Annotated in this window: 20 protein-coding genes; 4 read left to right on the top strand and 16 right to left on the bottom strand. The window is 66.8% G+C overall.

Annotated features, from left to right (window positions below; all coding sequences use genetic code 11):
* The first annotated feature begins 77 nt into the window (after positions 1-77).
* The gene (locus J2W23_RS19285) at positions 78-419 is read left to right on the top strand and encodes a hypothetical protein (RefSeq protein ID WP_176657353.1); all 342 of its coding nucleotides are present in this window, start codon (positions 78-80) and stop codon (positions 417-419) included.
* 43 nt (positions 420-462) lie between these two features.
* Here the strand turns inward: J2W23_RS19285 and J2W23_RS19280 are convergent, their stop codons facing one another.
* The 8 genes from J2W23_RS19280 to J2W23_RS19245 all read right to left on the bottom strand — a co-directional run bounded on the left by J2W23_RS19280 (position 463) and on the right by J2W23_RS19245 (position 6,911).
* Positions 463-1,422: an LD-carboxypeptidase gene (locus J2W23_RS19280; RefSeq protein ID WP_307649872.1), complete on the bottom strand. Its 960-nt coding sequence runs from the start codon at positions 1,420-1,422 to the stop codon at positions 463-465.
* The gene (gene tadA, locus J2W23_RS19275; RefSeq protein WP_444875749.1) at positions 1,419-2,498 is read right to left on the bottom strand and encodes a tRNA adenosine(34) deaminase TadA; all 1,080 of its coding nucleotides are present in this window, start codon (positions 2,496-2,498) and stop codon (positions 1,419-1,421) included. Before tadA ends, J2W23_RS19280 begins: the two co-directional genes overlap by 4 nt.
* A 31-nt stretch (positions 2,499-2,529) precedes the next feature.
* The gene (locus J2W23_RS19270) at positions 2,530-2,766 is read right to left on the bottom strand and encodes a hypothetical protein (protein ID WP_176657350.1); all 237 of its coding nucleotides are present in this window, start codon (positions 2,764-2,766) and stop codon (positions 2,530-2,532) included.
* Position 2,767: 1 nt separating this feature from the next.
* Positions 2,768-3,412 carry an FMN-binding negative transcriptional regulator gene (locus J2W23_RS19265; protein ID WP_176657349.1) on the bottom strand — a complete coding sequence of 215 codons (645 nt, stop codon included), beginning with the start codon at positions 3,410-3,412 and terminating at the stop codon, positions 2,768-2,770.
* A gap of 45 nt (positions 3,413-3,457) precedes the next feature.
* Positions 3,458-4,153 (bottom strand): ankyrin repeat domain-containing protein, encoded by a 696-nt coding sequence (locus J2W23_RS19260; protein ID WP_176657681.1) that lies wholly within the window; start codon positions 4,151-4,153, stop codon positions 3,458-3,460.
* A gap of 5 nt (positions 4,154-4,158) precedes the next feature.
* Complete coding sequence (locus J2W23_RS19255) at positions 4,159-4,653, bottom strand: GlcG/HbpS family heme-binding protein (RefSeq protein ID WP_176657348.1); 495 nt, start codon at positions 4,651-4,653, stop codon at positions 4,159-4,161.
* A gap of 144 nt (positions 4,654-4,797) precedes the next feature.
* Complete coding sequence (locus J2W23_RS19250) at positions 4,798-5,436, bottom strand: response regulator transcription factor (protein ID WP_176657347.1); 639 nt, start codon at positions 5,434-5,436, stop codon at positions 4,798-4,800.
* On the bottom strand, positions 5,433-6,911 hold the full coding sequence (locus tag J2W23_RS19245; protein WP_307649870.1) for a sensor histidine kinase: 1,479 nt from the start codon (positions 6,909-6,911) through the stop codon (positions 5,433-5,435). The genes J2W23_RS19250 and J2W23_RS19245 overlap by 4 nt, the downstream gene beginning before the upstream one ends.
* 61 nt (positions 6,912-6,972) lie before the next feature.
* Between J2W23_RS19245 and J2W23_RS19240 the strand changes: the two genes are divergently transcribed.
* Both J2W23_RS19240 and J2W23_RS19235 read left to right on the top strand, forming a co-directional pair.
* The gene (locus J2W23_RS19240; RefSeq protein ID WP_307649869.1) at positions 6,973-8,052 is read left to right on the top strand and encodes a DUF72 domain-containing protein; all 1,080 of its coding nucleotides are present in this window, start codon (positions 6,973-6,975) and stop codon (positions 8,050-8,052) included.
* Positions 8,053-8,108: 56 nt separating this feature from the next.
* The gene (locus J2W23_RS19235) at positions 8,109-8,639 is read left to right on the top strand and encodes a DinB family protein (protein ID WP_307649868.1); all 531 of its coding nucleotides are present in this window, start codon (positions 8,109-8,111) and stop codon (positions 8,637-8,639) included.
* Positions 8,640-8,642: 3 nt separating this feature from the next.
* On the opposite strand, the gene J2W23_RS19230 is transcribed toward J2W23_RS19235, so the two are convergent.
* From J2W23_RS19230 to J2W23_RS19210, 5 genes are all read right to left on the bottom strand, one after another.
* Positions 8,643-9,137 carry a RidA family protein gene (locus J2W23_RS19230; RefSeq protein WP_176657343.1) on the bottom strand — a complete coding sequence of 165 codons (495 nt, stop codon included), beginning with the start codon at positions 9,135-9,137 and terminating at the stop codon, positions 8,643-8,645.
* A 92-nt stretch (positions 9,138-9,229) separates the two neighbouring features.
* Positions 9,230-9,550: a non-heme iron oxygenase ferredoxin subunit gene (locus J2W23_RS19225; protein ID WP_176657342.1), complete on the bottom strand. Its 321-nt coding sequence runs from the start codon at positions 9,548-9,550 to the stop codon at positions 9,230-9,232.
* Positions 9,551-9,569: 19 nt separating this feature from the next.
* Positions 9,570-10,055, bottom strand: a complete 486-nt coding sequence (locus J2W23_RS19220; protein WP_307649867.1) for an aromatic-ring-hydroxylating dioxygenase subunit beta — start codon at positions 10,053-10,055, stop codon at positions 9,570-9,572.
* Positions 10,052-11,311 carry an aromatic ring-hydroxylating dioxygenase subunit alpha gene (locus J2W23_RS19215; RefSeq protein ID WP_307649866.1) on the bottom strand — a complete coding sequence of 420 codons (1,260 nt, stop codon included), beginning with the start codon at positions 11,309-11,311 and terminating at the stop codon, positions 10,052-10,054. Before J2W23_RS19215 ends, J2W23_RS19220 begins: the two co-directional genes overlap by 4 nt.
* A gap of 27 nt (positions 11,312-11,338) precedes the next feature.
* On the bottom strand, positions 11,339-12,328 hold the full coding sequence (locus J2W23_RS19210; RefSeq protein WP_307649865.1) for a 2Fe-2S iron-sulfur cluster-binding protein: 990 nt from the start codon (positions 12,326-12,328) through the stop codon (positions 11,339-11,341).
* 136 nt (positions 12,329-12,464) lie between these two features.
* On the opposite strand from J2W23_RS19210, the gene J2W23_RS19205 reads away from it, so the two are divergent.
* Positions 12,465-13,379, top strand: a complete 915-nt coding sequence (locus J2W23_RS19205) for a LysR family transcriptional regulator (RefSeq protein ID WP_307649864.1) — start codon at positions 12,465-12,467, stop codon at positions 13,377-13,379.
* A 30-nt stretch (positions 13,380-13,409) separates the two neighbouring features.
* On the opposite strand, the gene J2W23_RS19200 is transcribed toward J2W23_RS19205, so the two are convergent.
* From J2W23_RS19200 to J2W23_RS19190, 3 genes are all read right to left on the bottom strand, one after another.
* Positions 13,410-13,910: a pentapeptide repeat-containing protein gene (locus tag J2W23_RS19200; RefSeq protein WP_176657337.1), complete on the bottom strand. Its 501-nt coding sequence runs from the start codon at positions 13,908-13,910 to the stop codon at positions 13,410-13,412.
* A 95-nt stretch (positions 13,911-14,005) separates the two neighbouring features.
* Positions 14,006-14,668, bottom strand: a complete 663-nt coding sequence (locus J2W23_RS19195; protein WP_307649863.1) for an Imm43 family immunity protein — start codon at positions 14,666-14,668, stop codon at positions 14,006-14,008.
* 4 nt (positions 14,669-14,672) lie between these two features.
* Complete coding sequence (locus J2W23_RS19190) at positions 14,673-19,550, bottom strand: RHS repeat-associated core domain-containing protein (RefSeq protein ID WP_307649862.1); 4,878 nt, start codon at positions 19,548-19,550, stop codon at positions 14,673-14,675.
* Positions 19,551-19,573 lie beyond the last annotated feature (23 nt).

The following is a 19,573-nucleotide window of genomic DNA, read 5'->3' as shown; positions in this document are numbered from 1 at the left end:
TTTAACATCTTGTGTAATGACGAACGCAAGCTTAAGGTAGCGGCCGTCCTGGCTTCCGGCAATACGCTATTCGTCACATGGTGCTCTTCCGCCGCATTTTTCGTCTGCTGAACTTGCCCGGTTTCGGCTCCCGCCAGGCGGCTGAGAGCCAGTTGGGTCGGATTCGCACGGCCATGCTGTCGGTGCTCCAGGCCCATGGCGGCCATTCGATCCAGCGTGTCAGCCAGCGCGTGCGCTTCGCGGTCGACGTCGAGGCCCTCTGGTACCTGCGCCAGGACGTGATGACCGCGCTGAGCGCCATCGACGGTGAATCCGCCGCCCGCCGCCAGATGAAATCCATCAACAGCATGTTCAAGGGCGGCCTGCCCGGCTCGATGGGTCCGCGCGCCCATCAGCGCTTCACCAACAACAACAGCTGAAGGCAAAGCGGCTTTCGAGAGCCGCCGCCAACCCCGCCGGCATTCAGTGCGGGTGCGCGTGGCCATGGTCGTGCGAATGGGCATGCCGATGCCCCCACACGAGGAAGACATCGCGCCCTTCGGCCGCCATCGCCACCTTCGCCCCCACTGGCAGCAGCACCTTCGTCGGTACATGGCCGAACGGCAGGCCCGTGAGCACCGGGACCTTCTTCAATGACGCGCGGAGGCGATCGACCACCGTATCCAGCCCGAAGCCGCGGTCGTAGCCCGGCACCTTGCGGATGCCGGTGAACTGGCCGAACACGATCGCCTTCTGCCTGGCCAGCACGCCGGCCATCTTCAGCTGGTCGAGCATGCGTTCGATGCGGTAGGGGTGCTCGTTGGTGTCCTCGATGAAGAGGACGCCCTTCTCGATCGCCGGAAAGTACGGCGTTCCGAGCAGGCTCGTCAGCACGCAGAGGTTGCCGCCCCAGAGCACCGCGTCTTCCACGGGCTTGAACTTCAGTTCGGCATCGCGCGCCGGCATGCGCCAGCCGGTGCCTTCGCCCTGCCCGCTCAACAAATCGTCGAAGCAGGCTTCCATGATGTCGTCGGCACCGGCTTCGGCGCCGAAGTCTTCGCCGACCGCGGGGCCGGACCAGCTGACGCCGCCGGTCTTCGCAAGCAGTGCGTTCTGCAGTGCGGTGAAGTCGCTGCAGCCGACGAACTCGGTGCCCTTGTCGATCGCCTTGGCCACGGCCTTGTACGGAATCTGGTCGAGGATGCGCGTGAGCCCGTAGCCGCCGCGTGCGATGAGCGCGATGTTCGCGCCGCTCGCGGCGGCCCGCGAAATGGCAGCCAGCCGGGTGGCATCGTCGCCCGCAAAACGCTGATGCACCGAGAGCGCATCGGCGTCGATCTCGACGTCGTGGCCGAGGGCCTGGAGTCGTTTCACGCCGCGCCGGAAGGCGGCCTTGTCGCGGATTGCGCTGGACGGGGAGTAGATGTAGATGTGTTTGGTCACGAGGTCGAGTATCCCATTGCGTTGCGCACGAGGCGGGCAAGCAGCGAGGCCTCCGCGGCCGTCGGGCCCGAGGACGAGGCGATCGGTCCGAGTGCGCGCAGCGCGGCTTCGTAGCCGCGGTCGGGGTACGGCGCGCGCCATGCGTCCTTGATGCGCTCGCCGCCATCGGGAGCGACGATGGCGGCCGCGAAACGATCGCCAGCCGCGGCTTGCAACAACGATGCAAGCCCGCTGGCCGCGGCACTGTGCACCAGCACCACGGGCTGCGACTGCGGCTGTACGCGATCCAGCCATTCGAGCAGCACGTCGCGGTGCCACTCGAGGCGGTGCACGGCTTCGCGCTTGGGCTTGTCGCTCTTGCCGAAGCCGATGAGGTCGGGCACCAGCGTGCGCAGCCCTTGCGCGCCGATGAAGTGACGGAAGAAGTAACCCCATTCGCCCGGTCCGTGCAGACAAAGGCAATGCGCCGATTGGCCGTCGCTGCCCGGTGCGCCCTCTTCGTCCACGTAATGCAGGCGCCAGCCCCGCAGCCCCGGCAGGTCGTGCACGTAGTGCGGCGCGAAGGCGCAGTCGTTCAGCGAAGCGAAGCGCTCGGCCGGCGTGCGCAGCGCGTCGTCGCGCAAGGGCTCGGCCTGCTCGCGCGCCATGCTGCGGCGCTGCTGGAAGAAGCCCTGCAGTACCGCGCCGCACTCCTCTGCCAGCACGCCGCCTCGCACTTGCGTGCGGTGGTTCAAGCGCGGCTCCGCAAAGAGATCGAGCACCGATCCCGCCGCGCCCGTCTTGGGATCGGTCGCGCCGAACACCACCCGGGCCAGCCGCGAGTGCAGCATAGCGCCTGCGCACATCGCGCAGGGTTCGAGCGTGACGAACAGTTCGCAGCCGTCGAGCCGGTAGTTGCCCAGCGCGGCGGCACCGGCGCGCAGCGCGTTGATTTCTGCATGCGCGCTCGGATCGTGCTGCGCCACGGGCGTGTTGCGGCCGGTCGCGATGACCTGCCCGTCCTTGACCAGCACCGCACCCACCGGCACCTCGCCCGCCTCGGCGGCAAGGCGCGCCTCGGCCAGCGCGAGCGCCATCCAGTGCGCGTCGTTTGTCTGCGATGGCAACTCAGTTCTCATCGGGCATCTTGCGCGCCTGCGCCGCGGCGTCGAGCGCGTCCTTCACCTGCTGCTGGACCTGCTGGCTTTGCGTGCGCACATCAGCCGGCGCCTCGCCGGTTGCGGGTGCCGCGGCGCCAGGCACCGATGGCAATGCGGGCGCCGCAGCCGTCGTCAGTTGCTTCTTCGCGATCAGCCCGACGATCACGAGCGCCAGCACCAGGCCGAGCAATCCGAACACGCGCATTTCAGCTCCCTTCCGCCACGGACGCCTCGGCGTTCATGCCGAGCCGGTCCATCCACACCGCCAGCGCCTGCTCGTCCGGCGTGCCGGCGCCGTACATGGCGCGCATGGCGGCATGCGATTCCTTGCGGTGCTGGTTGATCTTGACCTTGCACTGCAGCGCGGTCACCTTCAGTTCGAAGCCGACGATCCCGCTCAGCATCTTGAGCTGGAACTCCTCGCCCAGGTCGCGCCACTGCTGCGCGTAGGCGGGCTCGTGGTCGCCGATGAGCTTCTTGAGCAGCACGTCCTTCTCGGCCGGCTCCTCGACCAGGCGGGCCTCGACCGTGCAATGCACGGCCAGGTAGTTCCACGTCGGCACCCGCGCCAGGTCAGGGTAGACCTGGGGCGACAGGTACGCATGCGGCCCGAGGAAGGTCGCGACCGCCCGCGGCCGCGCCTGCAGATAGCGCCAATGCGGGTTCGGCTTGGCGCAATGCCCCCACAACACCAGTTCGTCGCCCTCGCCCGGCTCCGCCACCAGCGGCAGGTGCGTGACGAACGGCAGGCCGTCGTTGTCGTTCGAGATCAGGCTCGCGAACGGGTGCGAGCGCATCAACTCCAGCGCGATCGCCGGGTCCTTGGCATTGAACTGCGGGGGCATGTACATGGGTTGTCTTCCTCGTGGGCGAACCCTGATTGTCCCCGAGCCGACCTACCTTGCGCGGGGAGTCTCCAGGAGCTTGACCATCGCCGTGTAGCCGCGCGCCTTGGCCAGTTGCAGCGGCGTGCTGCCCTGCCGGTCGGTCAGCTTCTGGCTCGCGCCCGCATCGAGCAGCGCGGCCAGCGTGCGCTGGTGGCGCGGCCCTCCGTCGCCGAGCACGATCGATTCGATCACCGCCGTCCAGTGCAGGTTGTTCACATGGTCGAGCGGCGCACCGGCCGCGATGAGGCGGCGCACGACGTCGTCGTGGCCCAGGTGCGCGGCGGCGATGAGCGCGGTGCCGTCGTAGCGGCTCGTCGTCTGCCCGGGGTTGGCGCCGAGCGACAGCAGCAATGCAAGGGTCGCGGTATCGTCCGCGACCGATGCGATGGTCACCGCGTCATAGCGGTCGTCTTCGAGTTGGTCGATGTTCGCGCCCGCCTTGGCGAGCAGCTTCACCGCTTCGCGTTGCCGCGCGTAGGTGGCGACATGCAACGGCGTCCGCCCCCTGGCATCGCGGGCATCGAGCTTCGCGCCCGAGGCAATCAGCGCCTTCAGCTTCGGCAGATCGCCATGCCAGGCGGCGCGGTGCAGTCCTTCATAGGCCAGCACCTCGGCCGCGAGCGGCGGCACCTGGGCCGACACGCCGGTCGAAGCACCCAGGCCGAGTGCACCAGCCAGAACGAGAGACCAGACACCGCGCCTCATCGCCATCAGCCCAGCAGGCCCTTGACCTTCTCGATCGCCGCGTTGGCGCACTGGTCGTCCAGGTGGCCGCCCGGCGCGCCGCCCACGCCCACGGCACCGATCACTTCGTTGCCCGACTTCACCGGCACGCCGCCGCCCAGCAGCAGGAAACCCGGCAGGTACACGAGGTTCGCAGCGCCCGGGTTCTTCTGCGCGCCTTCCATCATGGCTTGCGTCGCGCTCTTGGCCGATGCCGAGGTCCAGGCCTTGCGCTCGCTCGAGGCCAGCGTGTGCGGGCCGGCGTTGTCGGCGCGCTGCACGGCGCGCACGGTGCCGGCGCGGTCGACCACGGTGGCGGCCACGTTGTAGCCGTTGGCGGCGCAGGCGGCCACCGCTTCGGCCGCGATCTGGTTGGCAAGCGCCAGCGAGATGTTCTTCTCGGTGCGCACGGCGGGCGCCGGCGTCTGGGCTTGTGCAGCCGATGCGGCGAGCAGGACGGCGAGGCAAAGGGTGGAACGCATTGTTTGATTTCTCCAGTGGATGCAGGTGAATGCGCCGGCCACTCTCTGTTATGGCCGACGGCTGCGTCACTGTAGAAAACGCCGGCCGCCGCGACCATTCGTACGGCTACGCCCGGCGCTCCGTAGAACTACGGAGCGCGCACCTCAGTCACCGTCGCTCACCAGCACCGCGTAGCGCCGGATCAGCTGCGCGAGCGAATCGCAGTCCAGCTTCGCGAACAGGTTGGCCCGGTGCGTCTCGACCGTGCGCGGCGACAGCGCCAGCGTGCGCGCGATCTCCTTGTTGGTGAGCCCCTGCACGATGAACGCCAGCACCTCGCGCTCGCGCTCCGACAGCTGTGCCACCCGCTCGCGTGCGGCGTTGTCGGCCTGCGAGCGTTCGCGCGTGCGCACATGCTGGCGCACCGCGTGCTGCAGCGCCTCGAGCAGTTGCTCGTCGTCCACCGGCTTTTCCAGGAACTCGGCCGCGCCCGCCTTGAAGGCACGGCGGCACATCTCGACCGTGCCGTGGCCGGTCAGCATGATCACCGGCTGGTCGACGCCCTGCGCCACCAGCCGGTCGAGCACGGTGAGCCCGCTGATGCCGGGCATGCGCACGTCGAGCACGATGGCGCCGACGCTCGCGCGGTCGAAGCCGTCGATGAAGGCCTGCGGATCGGCCCAGCCCTGCACGCGCAGGCCGACCGTTCCGATGAGCAGCGAGAGGCCGTCGCGCACCGCCTGGTCGTCGTCGATCAGGTGGATCAGCGGGGACTGGGGTTGATGCGTGATCGAGGTGTTCATGTCGACGGCGCCACCAGCGGCAGCAGCAAGGTGAAGCGCGCGCCGCGCGGTGCCGCGTTGGCGGCCGCGAGGCTGCCGCCCATGCCGCTCGCCAGCGTCTCGCTGAGGCTCAGGCCCAGGCCGAGGCCGCCCTCGCGCGTGCTGAAGAAAGGCTCGAAGAGCCGCGGCATCGCCTCGGGGGCAATGCCGCGGCCGTTGTCGGTCACCGTCAGCACGCCCTCCTGCCCGTTGCGCCCGACCGACACCACCAACCGGCGCTCGGCCGCGGGCACGAGGTCCAGCGCCTGCAGCGCGTTCATCAGCAGGTTGTGCACGATCTGCTCCAGCGCCACCGCCTCCGCCTGCACGCGCACCGGCGCCTGCGCGCCCGCGTCGAACTGGGCAGCGACGCCGCGCTGCGCGAACTCGGGCGCGAGCAGGTGCATGGCGCTGCGCACCACCTCCTGCAGCACCAGCGGCTTCACGTCGCCGCCGGCTTCGGGCCGCTCGATCACGCGGCGCAGGCGGCCGACCACACCGGCCGCGCGGCGGGCCTGCTCCACGGCCTGCCCCATGGCGTCGCGGGCGGTGGCGAGGTCGGGTGGATCGTCGTCGAGCAGGCGGCGCGCGGCCTGCGCATTGGCCAGCACGGCCGTGAGCGGCTGGTTCAGTTCGTGCGCCAGGCCCGCCGACAGCTCGCCCAACGCGTTGAGCCGCGCGACCTGCCCGAGCCGCAGCAGTTCTTCGGCGCGGCGGCGTGCGATGCGCTGCCGCTGCGCCATCCACAAGCCGGCCATCAACACCGCCATCGCCACGGCCCATCCGGCGATGCTGCGCCACGGCAGTTCGCCCCAGCCGACCTGCCGCTCCGCCACCAGATCGAAGGGCTGGCTCGGGGACGCGAGTGCCTTGGCGAGACCGAAGCGCCAGCCGCCCTCGCCCGACCGGCCGGGCTGCAGCACCAGTTGTTGCCCATCCCGCTGCAAGCTCAACCGCACCGGGCTCGTCTGCGGATTCATTGGCCAGTCGCGCCACGGCACGGAGCCGGCCAGGTCGATTTCGAGCGCATAGCTGGAAGGCGTGGCGCCCATCACAAGCTGGTAGCGGCCGTGCGCGAGGTCGAGCGATGCGAGTTCCGCGCGCTGCTGGCTGCGCGACCTGGCCTCCGCGGCGGCCAGCGCATCGGCGTGCTTTTGATCGGGCCATGCCTCGTCGCGCGCCCGCCGCTGCACCTTCAGGATCGACGCGTACACGGAGGGCAGGCGCTGCTCCGGCTGCCCGGCATCGGCGCCGGGCTCCAGCAGCGCGAGCGTGGCGAGCACCGCGTCGTACTGCACCACCTGCTGGCTCATGAGCCGGTGCGCGATGCGCGCGTCGGTCTCGAAGTCCTGCTGCAGTTGCGCGAGCTCCGCGCGCGCCAGCCACACCGCGCCCGCGGCCGTGAGGACCAGCCATGCCAGCCACCAACCACCCTGCGAGCGCAACCACTGTTTCATGGCGCGGATTGTGCCCGCCGCTGCGAGGCGCCTCGATGTTGGCCGAGAATGCGGCCCCAGCATGAGCGACGTACAGGACTCCCTCTTTCCCGACCTTCCGCGCCCGCAAGAGGCGTCCGCGGCCCCGCCGCCACCGGAAGCCGAGCCGCCCGCAAAGAAGAAGTCGCGCGGCGCCACCGTGGCCCCGGCGCCGGCCGACCCGGCGCTCGTCGAGCTGGCCTCGGCGCTCTCGCCCAACCTGCGCCTGGGCACCTCGTCATGGAGCTACCCCGGTTGGGCCAACCTCGTGTGGGACGGCGACTATGCCGAGACCGTGCTCTCCAGGAATGGCCTCTCCGCGCTGGCGCAGCATCCGCTGTTCCGCACCGTGAGCCTGGACCGCAACTTCTACCGCGCCCTCACCGCGAGCCAGTACGCCCGCTACGCGGCCATGGTCCCCGCCGATTTCCGCTTCGTGGTGAAGGCGCCGAGCCTGGTGACCGACGCCACCGTGCGCGACGAAAGCGGCCGCGGCACGCAGGTCAACCCCGTCTTCCTCAACAGCGAGATCGCGATCCAGGAATTCGTGCAGCCCGCCCTCGAAGGCCTGGGCGACCGCATCGGCGCGCTGGTGTTCCAGTTGAGCCCGATCCCTTCGCAACTGCTCGCCGACCAGCCCGCCCTGCTCGCGCGCATCGGCGAAATGCTCGAAGCACTGCCCGGCCTCAAGCAAACCGCGCCCGACGCCGTCATCGCTGTCGAGGTGCGCGACCCGCAACTGCTCTGCCCCGCCTTCGCCGACATGCTGCGCAGCGTGGGCGCGACCTTCTGCATGGGCCTGCACGCCAAGATGCCGCCGATCGAAGACCAGTTGCCGATGCTTCGCGCGCTGTGGCCCGGACCCCTGGTGTGCCGCTGGAACCTGCATCGCCGGCATGGCCGCTTCGGTTATGAGGACGCGGAAAAACTCTACGGCCCGTTCGACAAGATCGTCGACCCCGACCCCGAGACGCGCGCGGCGCTCGCCAAGGTGATTGCCGGCACCACGCGCGCGGGCCAGAACGCCTTCGTCACCGTGAGCAACAACGCCGAAGGCTGCGCGCCGCTGACCATCGCCTCGCTCGCGCGGGACATCGTCGATCTGCAAGCGCGTTCGGGGTAGACAGGAAATCCTATTCACGTAGCATGGCCGCGCCTCCCCCACAGGAACACCCGGTCATGAGCTCTCTCTCATTGCTTCGCACCCTCTTCGGCTACCGCGCCTGGGCCAACGACGAACTGCTCGAAAAGATGGAAGGCTTCGATCCGGAGCGACACCAGGACGCGCGGCACGATGCCATTCGCCTCATGAACCACTGCCACGTGGTGGACCAGATCTTCGCGGCCCATCTCACCGGCAAGCCGCACGGCTTTGCAGCGGACAACACGCCCGATACGCCGTCGCTGCGGGACCTTCGCGCCGCCGTTGCCAGGCTCGACCGCTGGTACCTCGACTACATCGAGACCGCGACGCCCGAGCAGCTGGCCGAATCGGTGCCCTTCAGCTTCACCGATGGCGACAAGGGCTTCATGACGCGCGAGGAAATGCTGGGCCATGTGGTCACGCACGGCGGCTACCACCGCGGCGAGGTCGGGCGGCTCATGCGGCAGCACGCGGTGGGCCTGCCGTGGGACACCTTCGCGGTGTACCTGCACAGCACCGCCCCGTCGCGCCGGCTGCAGGGACAGGGTCGGCTGCAGGCCGCGTAGGCCTCAGGCTTTGCTGTCCTTGGCCGCGACCGTCATCTCCAGCTCGACACTCGCGTTCTTGGGCAGTTGGTAGACGCCGACCGCCGTACGCACATGCACCCCGGCATCGCCGAAAACCCGGTGCAGCAGGTCGGAGGCCGCATCCGCCACTTCGCTTTGCTGCGTGAACTCCGCCGTGCACTGGATGAACACGCCCACGCGCAGCACCTTCTCCACGCCGTCGAGCGAACCGAGCTCGCGGCGCAGCAGCGTGAGGCAGCGCAGCGCGCAGATCTGTGCGCCTTCGCGCGCCTTTTCCAGCGACACCGCATCGCCCACGCGGCCTGTGACGACCACCGTCGTCCCCACGCGCGGCACCTGCCCGCTGGTGTAGAGCGTGCGGCCATCGCGCACGATGGGCACGTAGTGCCCGCCCGCAAGCATCTCTCCGGCGAAGCTGTGGCCCAGCTCGGCGGCAATCTGGTCGGCAATCTGGTCTCGGCTTGGCGCTGTCGTCATATGTGTTCCATGAAACGGGGGGCCATTGTCGCCAACCGAGCGCGGGAAAAACAGATACAGATCGCGTGGACAAGAGGCGCAACAGATGGCCGCTACGCCTCGAACGCCAGGAACACCCGCCCGCCCTCGATCTTCACCGGATAGCTGCGCAGGTCTTCCGTCAGCGGCGCGCACATCGCCTTGCCCGTGCGCACGTCGAAGCGCCCCTGGTGCAGCGGACATTCGATCTCGTGCCCTTCGAGAAAGCCATCGCACAGCCGCGCATGCCCGTGCGTGCAGATGTTGTCGGTCGCGTGGATGCCGTCCTCGGTGCCGTAGAGGGCGATGTCGCGGCCCTGCACCTCGATGCCCACCACGTCGTCGGCGGGAACGTCGTCGACCGCGGCGGCGTCGATCCATGTCATCGTGTTCATGTCGTTTGTCCTTCGCGTCTCAGATGGGGTAGATGATGGAGTTCGGGATCATTTCGCTGTCGAAGACGCACAGGCGCGAGGCGAACTTCAGGCCTTCGGGCGTGGGCACGACCTTGTCGATGTAGCGGCCGACGTTGAATACGGTCGAAGGCCCATCGAGCTTGGTGCGGAACACCGCGTAGTTGGCTTCGCTGTAAATCGCGCCGTCGCCATCGACCTTGTGCACCACAGGAAGACCAACGACATGCCGCTGGTAATACGGGTCATGGAACAGCGTCTCCTTGATCCCGTAGACCCGGTCTTCCAGCATGCCCCGGCTCTCGAACGACAGCGTGGCCAGCGGCAGCTTGCGTTCGTGGTTCTCGCGCGGCTGCAGGCGGTAGCTGCATTCCTCGATGAAGAACGCGGGCCACAGGTCCCACTGGCCCGAATCGACCGCATGGGCGTAGGCCGCATAGAGCCCGGCCAGTTCGAGGTACGCGTCGGCGTCGAGCTTCTTCGTCATGCCGCCTCCATCACTTCGCGCCAGTAGCGGTACATGCCGCGGATGAGCGTCTCGGTCACCATGTGGTCGGTGTTCTCGACCTCGCGGCCGCCCAGTTCGGCGAGCGTGCGGTGGTAGGGCTTCTGCTCGAAGCCTTCCTGCGAGAACTCGATGACCTCGCCGTCGTCGGCGGAGACGAAGCCCGCGGGCCCGAACAGGTTGGCCTGGCGCAGACGCCGCTGCGTCATCTCTTCCGTGTCGTCCTCGAAGCCGAAATGCGTCCACACGAAATCGAAGGCGTCGTGCCCCACCGGCTGGATGTGCCGCGTCGACACGCTGTTGACCTGCTGCTGCAGGATGAGGCTCGGGAACAGCGTCATCATCACCGCCGTCGGCCCGCCCCACCAGGGCTCGGGCACGATGTCCAGGAAGCGCGGGTCCTTCAGCTGCATGCTCTCCTTGAAGCTCGCGACCTGCGTCACCTGCGCGGCCTTGCCCGCATTGCCGCGCGTGGAGATCATCGCGGCGTGGCGGCTGCGCGCGTCCATCTTGAGCTCCGACTTGTTGTCCGCGCGCCAGAGCCCGAAGGTCACGAACCAGGTGTGCAGGAGGCCCGGGTGGTACGGGTCCTTGATGTTCTCCTGCATCAGCTTCCAGTTGCCCGGAATGCGCTGCCGGCTGTAGCCGAGGATGGTGAGCTTGCGGCCGTCGAAGAGGCGGTCGAAGTAGTGAAGGATGTCGGGGCCGAGGAAGTCCTCGAACGACTCGACCTCATGGTCGAACGACGCGAACACCACGCCGCCGCGCGACGCCACCTTGAGCTTGTTGAGCCCGTGTTCCTCGGTCTTGAAGTCGGCCGGCATGCCGCCGTGGACCTTGCCGTCCTGCTTCACGCCACGGCGGAACGGCACGCCCTGCAGGTCGCCCTTGAGCGTGTAGTTCCACTGGTGATACGGGCAGACGAACTCCTTTTTGTTGCCATGGCGCTCGCGGCAGAACTGCATGCCGCGGTGCGCGCAGACGTTCTCGAACACATGGATCGCGCCCTCTTCGTCGCGCGACATGACGACCGAGCGCTCGCCGATAGCCGTGCGCTTGAAGTCGCCCGGGTTCGGAATCTCGGCTTCCAGGCCGACGTAGCACCAGTGCTTTTCGTAGAAGAAGCGCTGCAGCTCCTTCTTGTGCAGCGCTTCGTCGGTGTAGGCCATGAAGGGAATGCGGCTGGTCTTCTCGCTCTCCCAGTGCAGTTCGATGGGGAACACGGGTGGCGTGGTCATCGCGGGTCTCCTTGTCTTGTGGGTTCTTCAGGTGCCTTGCAGGTAGAAGGCATCGGCATGGGTCTGCTCCGGCGCGAGGCCGCGGGCGCGCACCAGTTGCGTCGCGGCCTCGACCATCGGCGGCGAGCCGCAGAGGTACGCGCGCCAGCCATCGAGGCTGCCGGGCCAGTCGGCACGGATGGCATCGGTGATGAGGCCCAGCCGCTGCCCCTCGTGCGCGGGACCCGTGACGACCACCACGTGCACCTTCAGGCCCGGGTGCTGCGCCTGCAGTTCACGCAGTTCGGCGAGGCCGTACACGTCCGCATCGGAGCGCACGCCGAGGTACAGATGGATCGGCTGCATCAGCCCGCCCGCGATGGCGCCGCGCACGATCGAAAGAATCGGCGCGAGGCCCGTACCGCCCGCAGCGCAGAGCATCGGCCCGCGGTGCTTCGTTCTCAGGTACGCGGTGCCGAGCGGCCCGCTCACCCGCACAGCATCGCCGATGCGCAGTTGCTCGAAGATGTGCGCCGTCACGCGCCCGCCGGGCACCTTGCGCACATGGAATTCGAGTTCCGCATCGCGGCTCAAGCCGGCCATCGAATACGGCCGAGCCAGATCGGGCGCGAACTGCAGCTGCGCGTACTGCCCGGGGGAAAACTCCAGCGGCTTGTTAGGCTTGAGCCGCAGGCGGCGGATGTCGTGCGTGAGCACGTCGATGCCCGTGACCGTCGCCTTCAGGATGCGCGCCGGATGCACCACCACCTCGTCGGGCTCGGGGATCTCGATGGTGCAGCTTTCGGTCAGCGTGCTCTGGCAGGCCAGCACGTATCGCTCGCCTTGCCCGTCGGGCCGGATCGCGTCCTGCCCCGCGTCGAGCACCTGGCCCGACACCACCTTGCACCGGCAGGTGCCGCAGCGCCCCGACATGCAGCTGTACGACACCGGCACATGGTGTTCGCGCAGCACTTCCAGCAGGTTCGCGCCGGGGCGGACCTCCAGGGTGCGGGCAAGGGGGTGAATGTGCAGGTCCATCGTGGGCTCTCGCTTTTTTTCGGCGCCGGCGTCGAGGCCGGCCTGTCTCTCGAGGACGGATGATGCGTGGCCCCTGCAGATTGACCAATAGAATTTGGTGAATCGACTCCATCACCGATCTGAATAAAGGTCCGGCATGCAACTCAAGGACATCGACCTCAACCTGCTCCTGGTGTTCGACCGCATGCTGGCCGAGAAGCGCGTCTCTGCGGTGGCCGAATCGCTCGGGCTTTCCCAGCCGGCCATCAGCAATGCATTGGCCCGCTTGCGCAAGCTGTTGGGCGACGAGCTGTTCCTGCGCACCGCGCGCGGCATGGAGCCCACGCCCTTCGCGCTGCAGCTGGCCGAGCCGGTCGCCTATGCGATGGGCGCGCTGCACACCGCGCTCAACCAGCAGGTGGTTTTCGACCCCGCCACGAGCACGCGCAGCTTCACGCTCGCGATGACCGACATCGGCGAGATCTACTTCACGCCCCGCTTGATGGAAGCACTTTCGGTTGCCGCGCCCGGCGTGACGATCAGCACGCTGCGCAACAACACCGCAAGCAACCTGCGCGACGAGCTCGAAGCCGGCCATGTGGACATCGCCATCGGCCTCCTGCCGCAGCTGAAGGCGGGCGTGTTCCAGCGCCGGCTCTTTCTGCAACGCTATGTATGCCTCTTCTCGGGCACGCATCCGCTCGCACGCAAGCGCAGCGTGTCGCTCAAGGACTTCAGCGCCGCCGACCATGTGCTGGTGCAGGCCGCCGGCACGGGCCACGGCAAGGCCGACGACGTGATGGCCGCGCAGGGCATCCACCGGCGCATTCGCCTGAAGGTGCCGCACTTCGTGGCGATCGGCCACATCCTGCGTTCGAGCGAAATGATCGCGACCGTGCCCGAGCGCCTCGCCGAGAGCATCGCCGAGCCCTTCGGCCTCGTGTGGCGCCCTCACCCGGTGGCACTGCCGCAGATCGCGATCAACCTGTTCTGGCACGCGAAGGTGCACCGCGATCCTGGGAACCAGTGGCTGCGCGGGTTGTTGTTCGACAGTTTTGCGGACAAGGACTGACCGGTCGGCCAGGCGGCTGCGCAAGCCGCGTCAGACCGTGTTGATTTGCGCGTTGCGGAACTCGAGCTGCTCGAAATGGCTGCCGGTGAAATCGACCATCTCGCCGCGAAGGCCATCGGCTCGGATCTGGTTGCCATTGCAATTCAGCACATCGACCCGCGTCCAGCGGCCGTTGTCGAAACCCAGGTTGTTCCAGGTGCAGCGGTTGAAGGTGCAGCCGCTCAGCTGCGCGGCGCCGAACTGCGAGTTGCTGAAGGTGCAGCCTGTGAAAGTGCAGCCCGTGATGGCGATGTTCTGGAAGTCGCACGCGGTGAAGATGCAGGCGTTGAACTGGCAGGCGGTCCAGCCCGCGTTCTGGAATGTCGTGGCGGTGAAGCTGGTGCCGGTGAAGGCGCTGGAGGCGAACTGGGCAAGGTTGAGATCGAGGCCCGCATAGGCGAAGGTGTCCGCCTGGCCGATGAGGCCGGCCGGGGCGCCGCCTGCGCCTTTGCGCCAGAGGTTGTGGTTGAGGAGGATGAGTTGGGAGGTCACGGGGTCACCTGACCGGGAATTCTTGGGAATTGGAATAAACCACGATTCGACCCTTCGGCAAAAATCATTGCTTCTTGAAGCCGCCCCCTTCTTTGTTAAAGAATTGCGAGAATTTCCTTGGGATCGTAGGAAAATGAATTCACATCCGGCCATTTTGCGACGTCCAGGTCGACAAAATCCACGCCTTTAACGCCTGATTTATTTGCTGCAACCACGAACCTTTCAGAGCAAATAATTGTATTGTGCTTTGGCTCGAGATTTTGAATTCCAAAAACATCCGCCTCCACATCTTTATTGATTTTCAACTTCTTCAGCGCCAAAAAATCAAACTCATCCTTCTCCAGGTCGGAGGCTGGAAAATCGATTGCATTGGATTCGCTCAAATAAAATTCACGGGAAAATATTGACGCAAAGTATTTTGCCTCCGTGATTTCATTTTTATGAGCACTCGAGACAACAAGGATTTCCTTGAAATCCTGTATGCCCGCTCCGAAATCCTGCAAGAGATGAAAAAAATCTTCTCTCAGGTACTGATGCGAGGCATCCGATCTGATCGAAAAATCAATCAGCTTCTCCTTCACCACCAAGCACATTCCCGACGGAAACGATTTCAGATTTTTCTTGTCCGCATACCACGGGTAGACCATTCCGTGCTGAATGGACTCGGGGTGCTCCGGACAGTGATCGTAGAGAACTGCATTCAAGTAACCGATCGGGCAGCCTCGTTCTTTCTTTTGCGTTACGGCGTAGTACTTCATTTCTTCACATCAGCCTTCCCGTTTTCGGATTTCGAGGCACCGCCCCAAGAAGAATTTCGGCTCTCAAGCTGGTTTGCAGCGCCGCAATTCTGGATTTTGCCTGACCCGCATCGATCTTCTCGGCATCGTACAGTTTTTCAATTTTCGTGATTCTTGCACCAACTTCAGCCGAATAAAGTGCATGAGAGCCGCAGTGATAGACTTTCCTCTTCATCTGCTTCATTTTTTTCTGGTTGCTCGGCATCAGAAGGCCATTTTCCGAATTGTCTTTTTGCCCGCTCAATCCTATTTTTCCCAGGAAGGCGGCATTCTTGTCCCAGATCTCTTCCGGAATAAGGTGATGCGCCTGCATCTGGTCGCCGGTGGCGCCGCCCAGATTCCTGTCCAAGGTGGTGCTGCACAGGCCACCGGGATCAATCCAGCCCGTCGGATTCGGGGCATAGGCCTGCAAATTTATTCCGCCGAACAATCCAATCGGGTCCTTGCTCACAAACCGCCCACTGTGCGGATCGTAATACCGGTGCCGGTTGTAATGCAGCCCCGTCTCCTCGTCGAAATACTGCCCCTGGAATCGGATCGGATTCCGGATTCCCGCGTTCTCCGCCGCCTGCGCGATCGCTTCCCGCGCTTCGCCCCACGCCCGGTACTGCGCGGACCACGCGATGCGGCCTTCGTCGTCGGTCAGTTCCTGCGGCGTGCCGAGGTGGTCGCACTGGTAGTAGCAGATCTCTTCTTTCGCAAAGGGCTGCGCCACCGGCTCGGTCGTCCATAGCGGGTCTCGCGCCACGTCGTAATCGCCCTCCTCGGCCACCATCGCCGCGTAGTCTGGCGTGGCGTGCAGGGCAATGGCCTGCTGTTTCCTGGCCTGCAGCAGCGGCCTGAAGCTGCCGGGCTCGTAGAGGTAGTGAACGGTGCGGGCCTGCGCTTTGACGGACTTGCTGTCGGCGGCTCTCTCCACGCTTTCATACGCGAGCACGTCGCCGTCCCAGCCGTACACGGTGCGGGCCTTCGGGCTGTGCTTGGCGACGCGGCGGCCCAGTGCGTCGTAGGCGAAGGTGGTCGTGCCCTGCTGGTGGCTCCTGGCCGCGACCATGCGGCCGAAGCCGTCCCACTCGAAGCTGGTGCGCTCGCCGTTGCGCACGCGCTCGACGAGGTTGCCCTGCACGTCGTAGCGGTAGGTGGTGCCGGCGTAATCCTTGAGCAGGTTGTCCAGCAGCTTGTGCGCGGCGACGTGGCTCGTGCGCGATTCAGGCAACGGCTCGTCGCGAAGGCCCGTGCCGCGCGCTGTCGCGGCCGGTTGCCCCGGCGCCTCGGGCCAGCCCGGCGCGGCGATGTTGCCCGCGGGATCGAAAGCGAAGACTTCCCGGCCCAGCGCGCTGTTGGCCTGGATCAGCCGGCCCACCGGGTCGTAGCGGTAGTCGAGGCGGCCGCGCCGGGTGTCGCCGATGCCGACCAGTTGCCCGACCTTGTCGTAGGCGTAGCTGCGGCGGACCAGCACGCCGCCGGCGTTGCCCGTTGCGGCGGCAGCGGCGGCCGTCGTGGTTTCCGCCATGGACGCGACCCGCTGCTCGAGTAGCCGCCCCATCGGGTCGTAGTCCAGGCTCTGGGTCAGCCCGTTGCCCTGTTCCCGCGCGACTTCGCGGTGCAGGTCGTCGCGCTCGAAGGAGACGATGTCCTGCCCGTCGAGCATCAACCCGTGGACATGGCCCGAGCCATAGGTGAGAAGGCGCACCTCGTGGCCGTCGGGCCGCGTGCTCGCGGTGCGGTTGCCCAGTTCGTCGTACTGGTGGCGCCACACGGCGGTCATCGGTTTTTCCGACGCGCCGCCTTCGTGATGCAGGTAGTGCAGGTGCTCGCGCACCGCGTTGCCCACCGGGTCGTAGAACCACTGCAGCCGCGCATCGCGGTTGTTCGCGGCCACCAGCCTTCCGGTGGCGTCGTAGCCGAAGGTCTCACTGGCCTCGCCCGCGGTGCGCTCCAGCAGCCGGCCCATTGCGTCGAAGCGCATGCCGATGGACTGCAGCGGCTGCTCGATCTTCTCCAGCACCCCGTTGAATTCGGCGTACGCGTAGCCGGTCTTCTGGCCGTCGAAGCCGACCTCGGCGAGCAGGCGGCCCACGGGGTCGTAGGCGAAGGTGTAGCTGCTGCGGTTTTCGTTGTCGAGCTGCACGAGGCGGCCGAGCTTGTCCCAGCGGTAGGCCAATTGCCGACCCGCGGCGTCGGTGCGCCGCGCGATCAGGCCGGCTTCGCTGTAGCCGTAGCGGGTCGTGCGGCCGAGCACGTCGGTGTGCGCGAGCAGGCGCCCTTCGGCATCGTGGGCGAAGCGCTCGGTGCTCTGGTCGGGGTTGACGATGGCCTCGAGCTGCCCACGCGCATAGCGGTAGTGCGTGGACTGGCCGGCGGCATCGGTGCCTTGAACCAACCGGCCGCGCGCGTCATAGGCCCAGGTGGTGGTCTTGCCCGAGCAGTCGGTGCGCGACAGCAGCTGGCCCACGGTGTTGTAGGCCATGCGGGTGATGCCGCCCTTTGCATCGGCAATGCGCACGGGCAGTCCGGCCTTGTCGTACTCGTACCTTGTCTTGTGGCCCAGCGGATCGGTTTCCTCAATGAGGTTGCCCTGCACGTCGTACGCACGCAGCCACACCTGGCCCTCGGGGTCGAGGACTTTCACGAGGTTGCCGCTGTCGTCCCAGTCCAGGTAGATCTCGCTGCCGTCGGCACGCGTCTGGCTCACGAGCCGGCCCTCGGCGTCGTAACTGAAGTGCTCGACGCCGCCGTTGCTTTGGATGTGGCGCACGATGTTGCGAGCCTCGTCGCGAAAGAACCATTCCTCGCGCAGGTCGGGGTGGATCACGCGGTAGGTGTAGCCCAGCTCGTCGTAGTAGTAGCGGGTCTCGTGGCCCAGCGCATCGGTCACGGTCGTGAGGCGGATGTGCTCGGCCCAGCGCACGCGGGTGTCGAAGCTGCCGTCGTCCATCCACTCGCGCACGGCGCGGGCGTTGGGGCCGGTGCCGTCGTAGGCGAGGTTCACGCCGCGCCCGGTGCGGTCTTCGTAGCGGGTGAGGAGGTGGTGGTCGTACGCGTAGTGCCAGGCGGTGGAGGTGCGTTGCTGCTGCTGCGTCTCGTCGGCGAGCGGCTCGGTCACCGCAATGGGCGCGAGGGGCCCGTTCTCGTCCTGCGCCTGGACGAGGTCGCCGTTCGCGTCGTAGGCATAGGCGGCGAGTTGCCGCACGAGCTGCCCTTCCTTGATTTCCCACACGCCCGCAAGCCGCCCCGCCTCATCGATGCGCGTGCCCGCATGGGCGATGGTCTCGGCGCCCTGCTTGACCATGACATCGCTGAGCACCGCATGCGCCGGCCACAGCGGGTGCGCATGGTCGTAGCGCAGCGCCACGCTCGCGCCGGCGCGCATCTGCATGAGCGCGAGCCGGAAGAAGCCGCGCCGGCCGTCAAGCGCGGGAATGCGCTCGTAGGTCTGCATCCAATCGCGGCCCTGGTTGATGGTCAGGAGGTCGGGCGAAAGGCGCACGAGGGTCAGGTCCTCGATGACGTCGCGGTGCGCCTGTCCCACGGCGAGCGCGGGGTAGCGCTTCGTGCGGCCGTCTTCCGCGTGGTGGAGAAAAGCGCCTTCGCTGCCGTCATCGAGGAGCTCGATGTCCAGCTGCGTCGTGTAGGGCGTGATCCAGCGCGCGCCCAGCACGCCCAGGTCATACGCGCCGAGGTCCGAACGGTAGGTACGGCTCCAGGTGATCGGCAAGGCGCCGGGCAATTCGAAGTCGGTGTGCGTGAGCGTTTCGGCGCCCAGGCTCAGGGAGATGGAGCGCGCCGTCGCCGAGCCGGGGCACTTGCAGGGGCGGCCATCGGCGGTGCTGCGCTTCTGGCGCCTGCGCGGCTCCAGGGTGCCGGGGCCGCGCTTGTCCTTGACGTTGTTGACCCTGCGCGGATGCACCGTGCCGCCCCGCTTGCGCTTGAGCTTGGGCGCGACCTCCAGGATCTTCATCAGCAGCCAGCCGATGCTGAACATCGTGCCCGGGTCGACCAGCTCGAGCATCTTCCTGGCGGCCAGCTTCCCGAGCGCGCGCATGGCCTTGGCGAGGGACTGGATGTGCGTCCTGAATTCGGGCGAGATGTAGGTGGCCACGCTGGAGGCACCGCCCAGCGCCATGTTGGCGGCCTCCTTGTTGCTCGCCACGAACATGTTCTTGGCCGCGCGCAACAGGTGCTCCGATTTTTCGAGCGGGTTCCACCAGGAGGTGCGATCCGCGGCCTTGAGCGCGACGTTTGCCGAGCGCACGCTGGTGTTGGGGTTGAACAGGTGCCCGTCGAGCGCCGAGAGCAGCGCATCGGCCAGTGCGTTGGCCAGCTTCTCCGCGAACTTGCCGCACTCCTCCAGCATGGCTTTCAGCTGGCTCTGCGCGGTCTTGATGAACTCCTCGAGCTCGCCCTTGATGGCGTTCGCCAGGTGACCCGCGATGAGGATGAGGAAGTCTTCCGCGAGGTTCTTCGCGCCCTGCTTGAGCTTCTGCTTGGCCAGTTGCAGCGGCGCGCGCAGCGCCACGCGCGCCGGCCCCGTGCCGGGCATCGGGATCACGCCGATGGCGTCGACGCCCAGGTTGACCCACGAGATGAATGTCACCTCCTTGCCGGCTTGCTTCAGGTCGTTGATCTCGATGATGTCGTAGACCACATCGGAAAACGCGATGAGGTTCGAGACACCCGGAATCGCGTTGCCGACGGTCTTGAGGCGGTCGAGCGTGACGATGCCGTCGGTGTTCTCGCGCAGCCACTTGTCGAAGGGGCTGAAGCCCTCGGCCACCTCGGAGGCGTTGATCCGCTCGAGGGGTTCGATCGCGTATTCGCCAGCGTCGGCAGATTCGGCCATGAAATGGGGTCCCTGGAATTCGG

The organism is Variovorax boronicumulans, assembly GCF_030812215.1.
Taxonomy (GTDB): domain Bacteria; phylum Pseudomonadota; class Gammaproteobacteria; order Burkholderiales; family Burkholderiaceae_C; genus Variovorax; species Variovorax boronicumulans_C.
The sequence above is the reverse complement of the archived record's forward strand: the minus strand, read 5'-3'. Positions and strand labels throughout refer to the sequence as shown.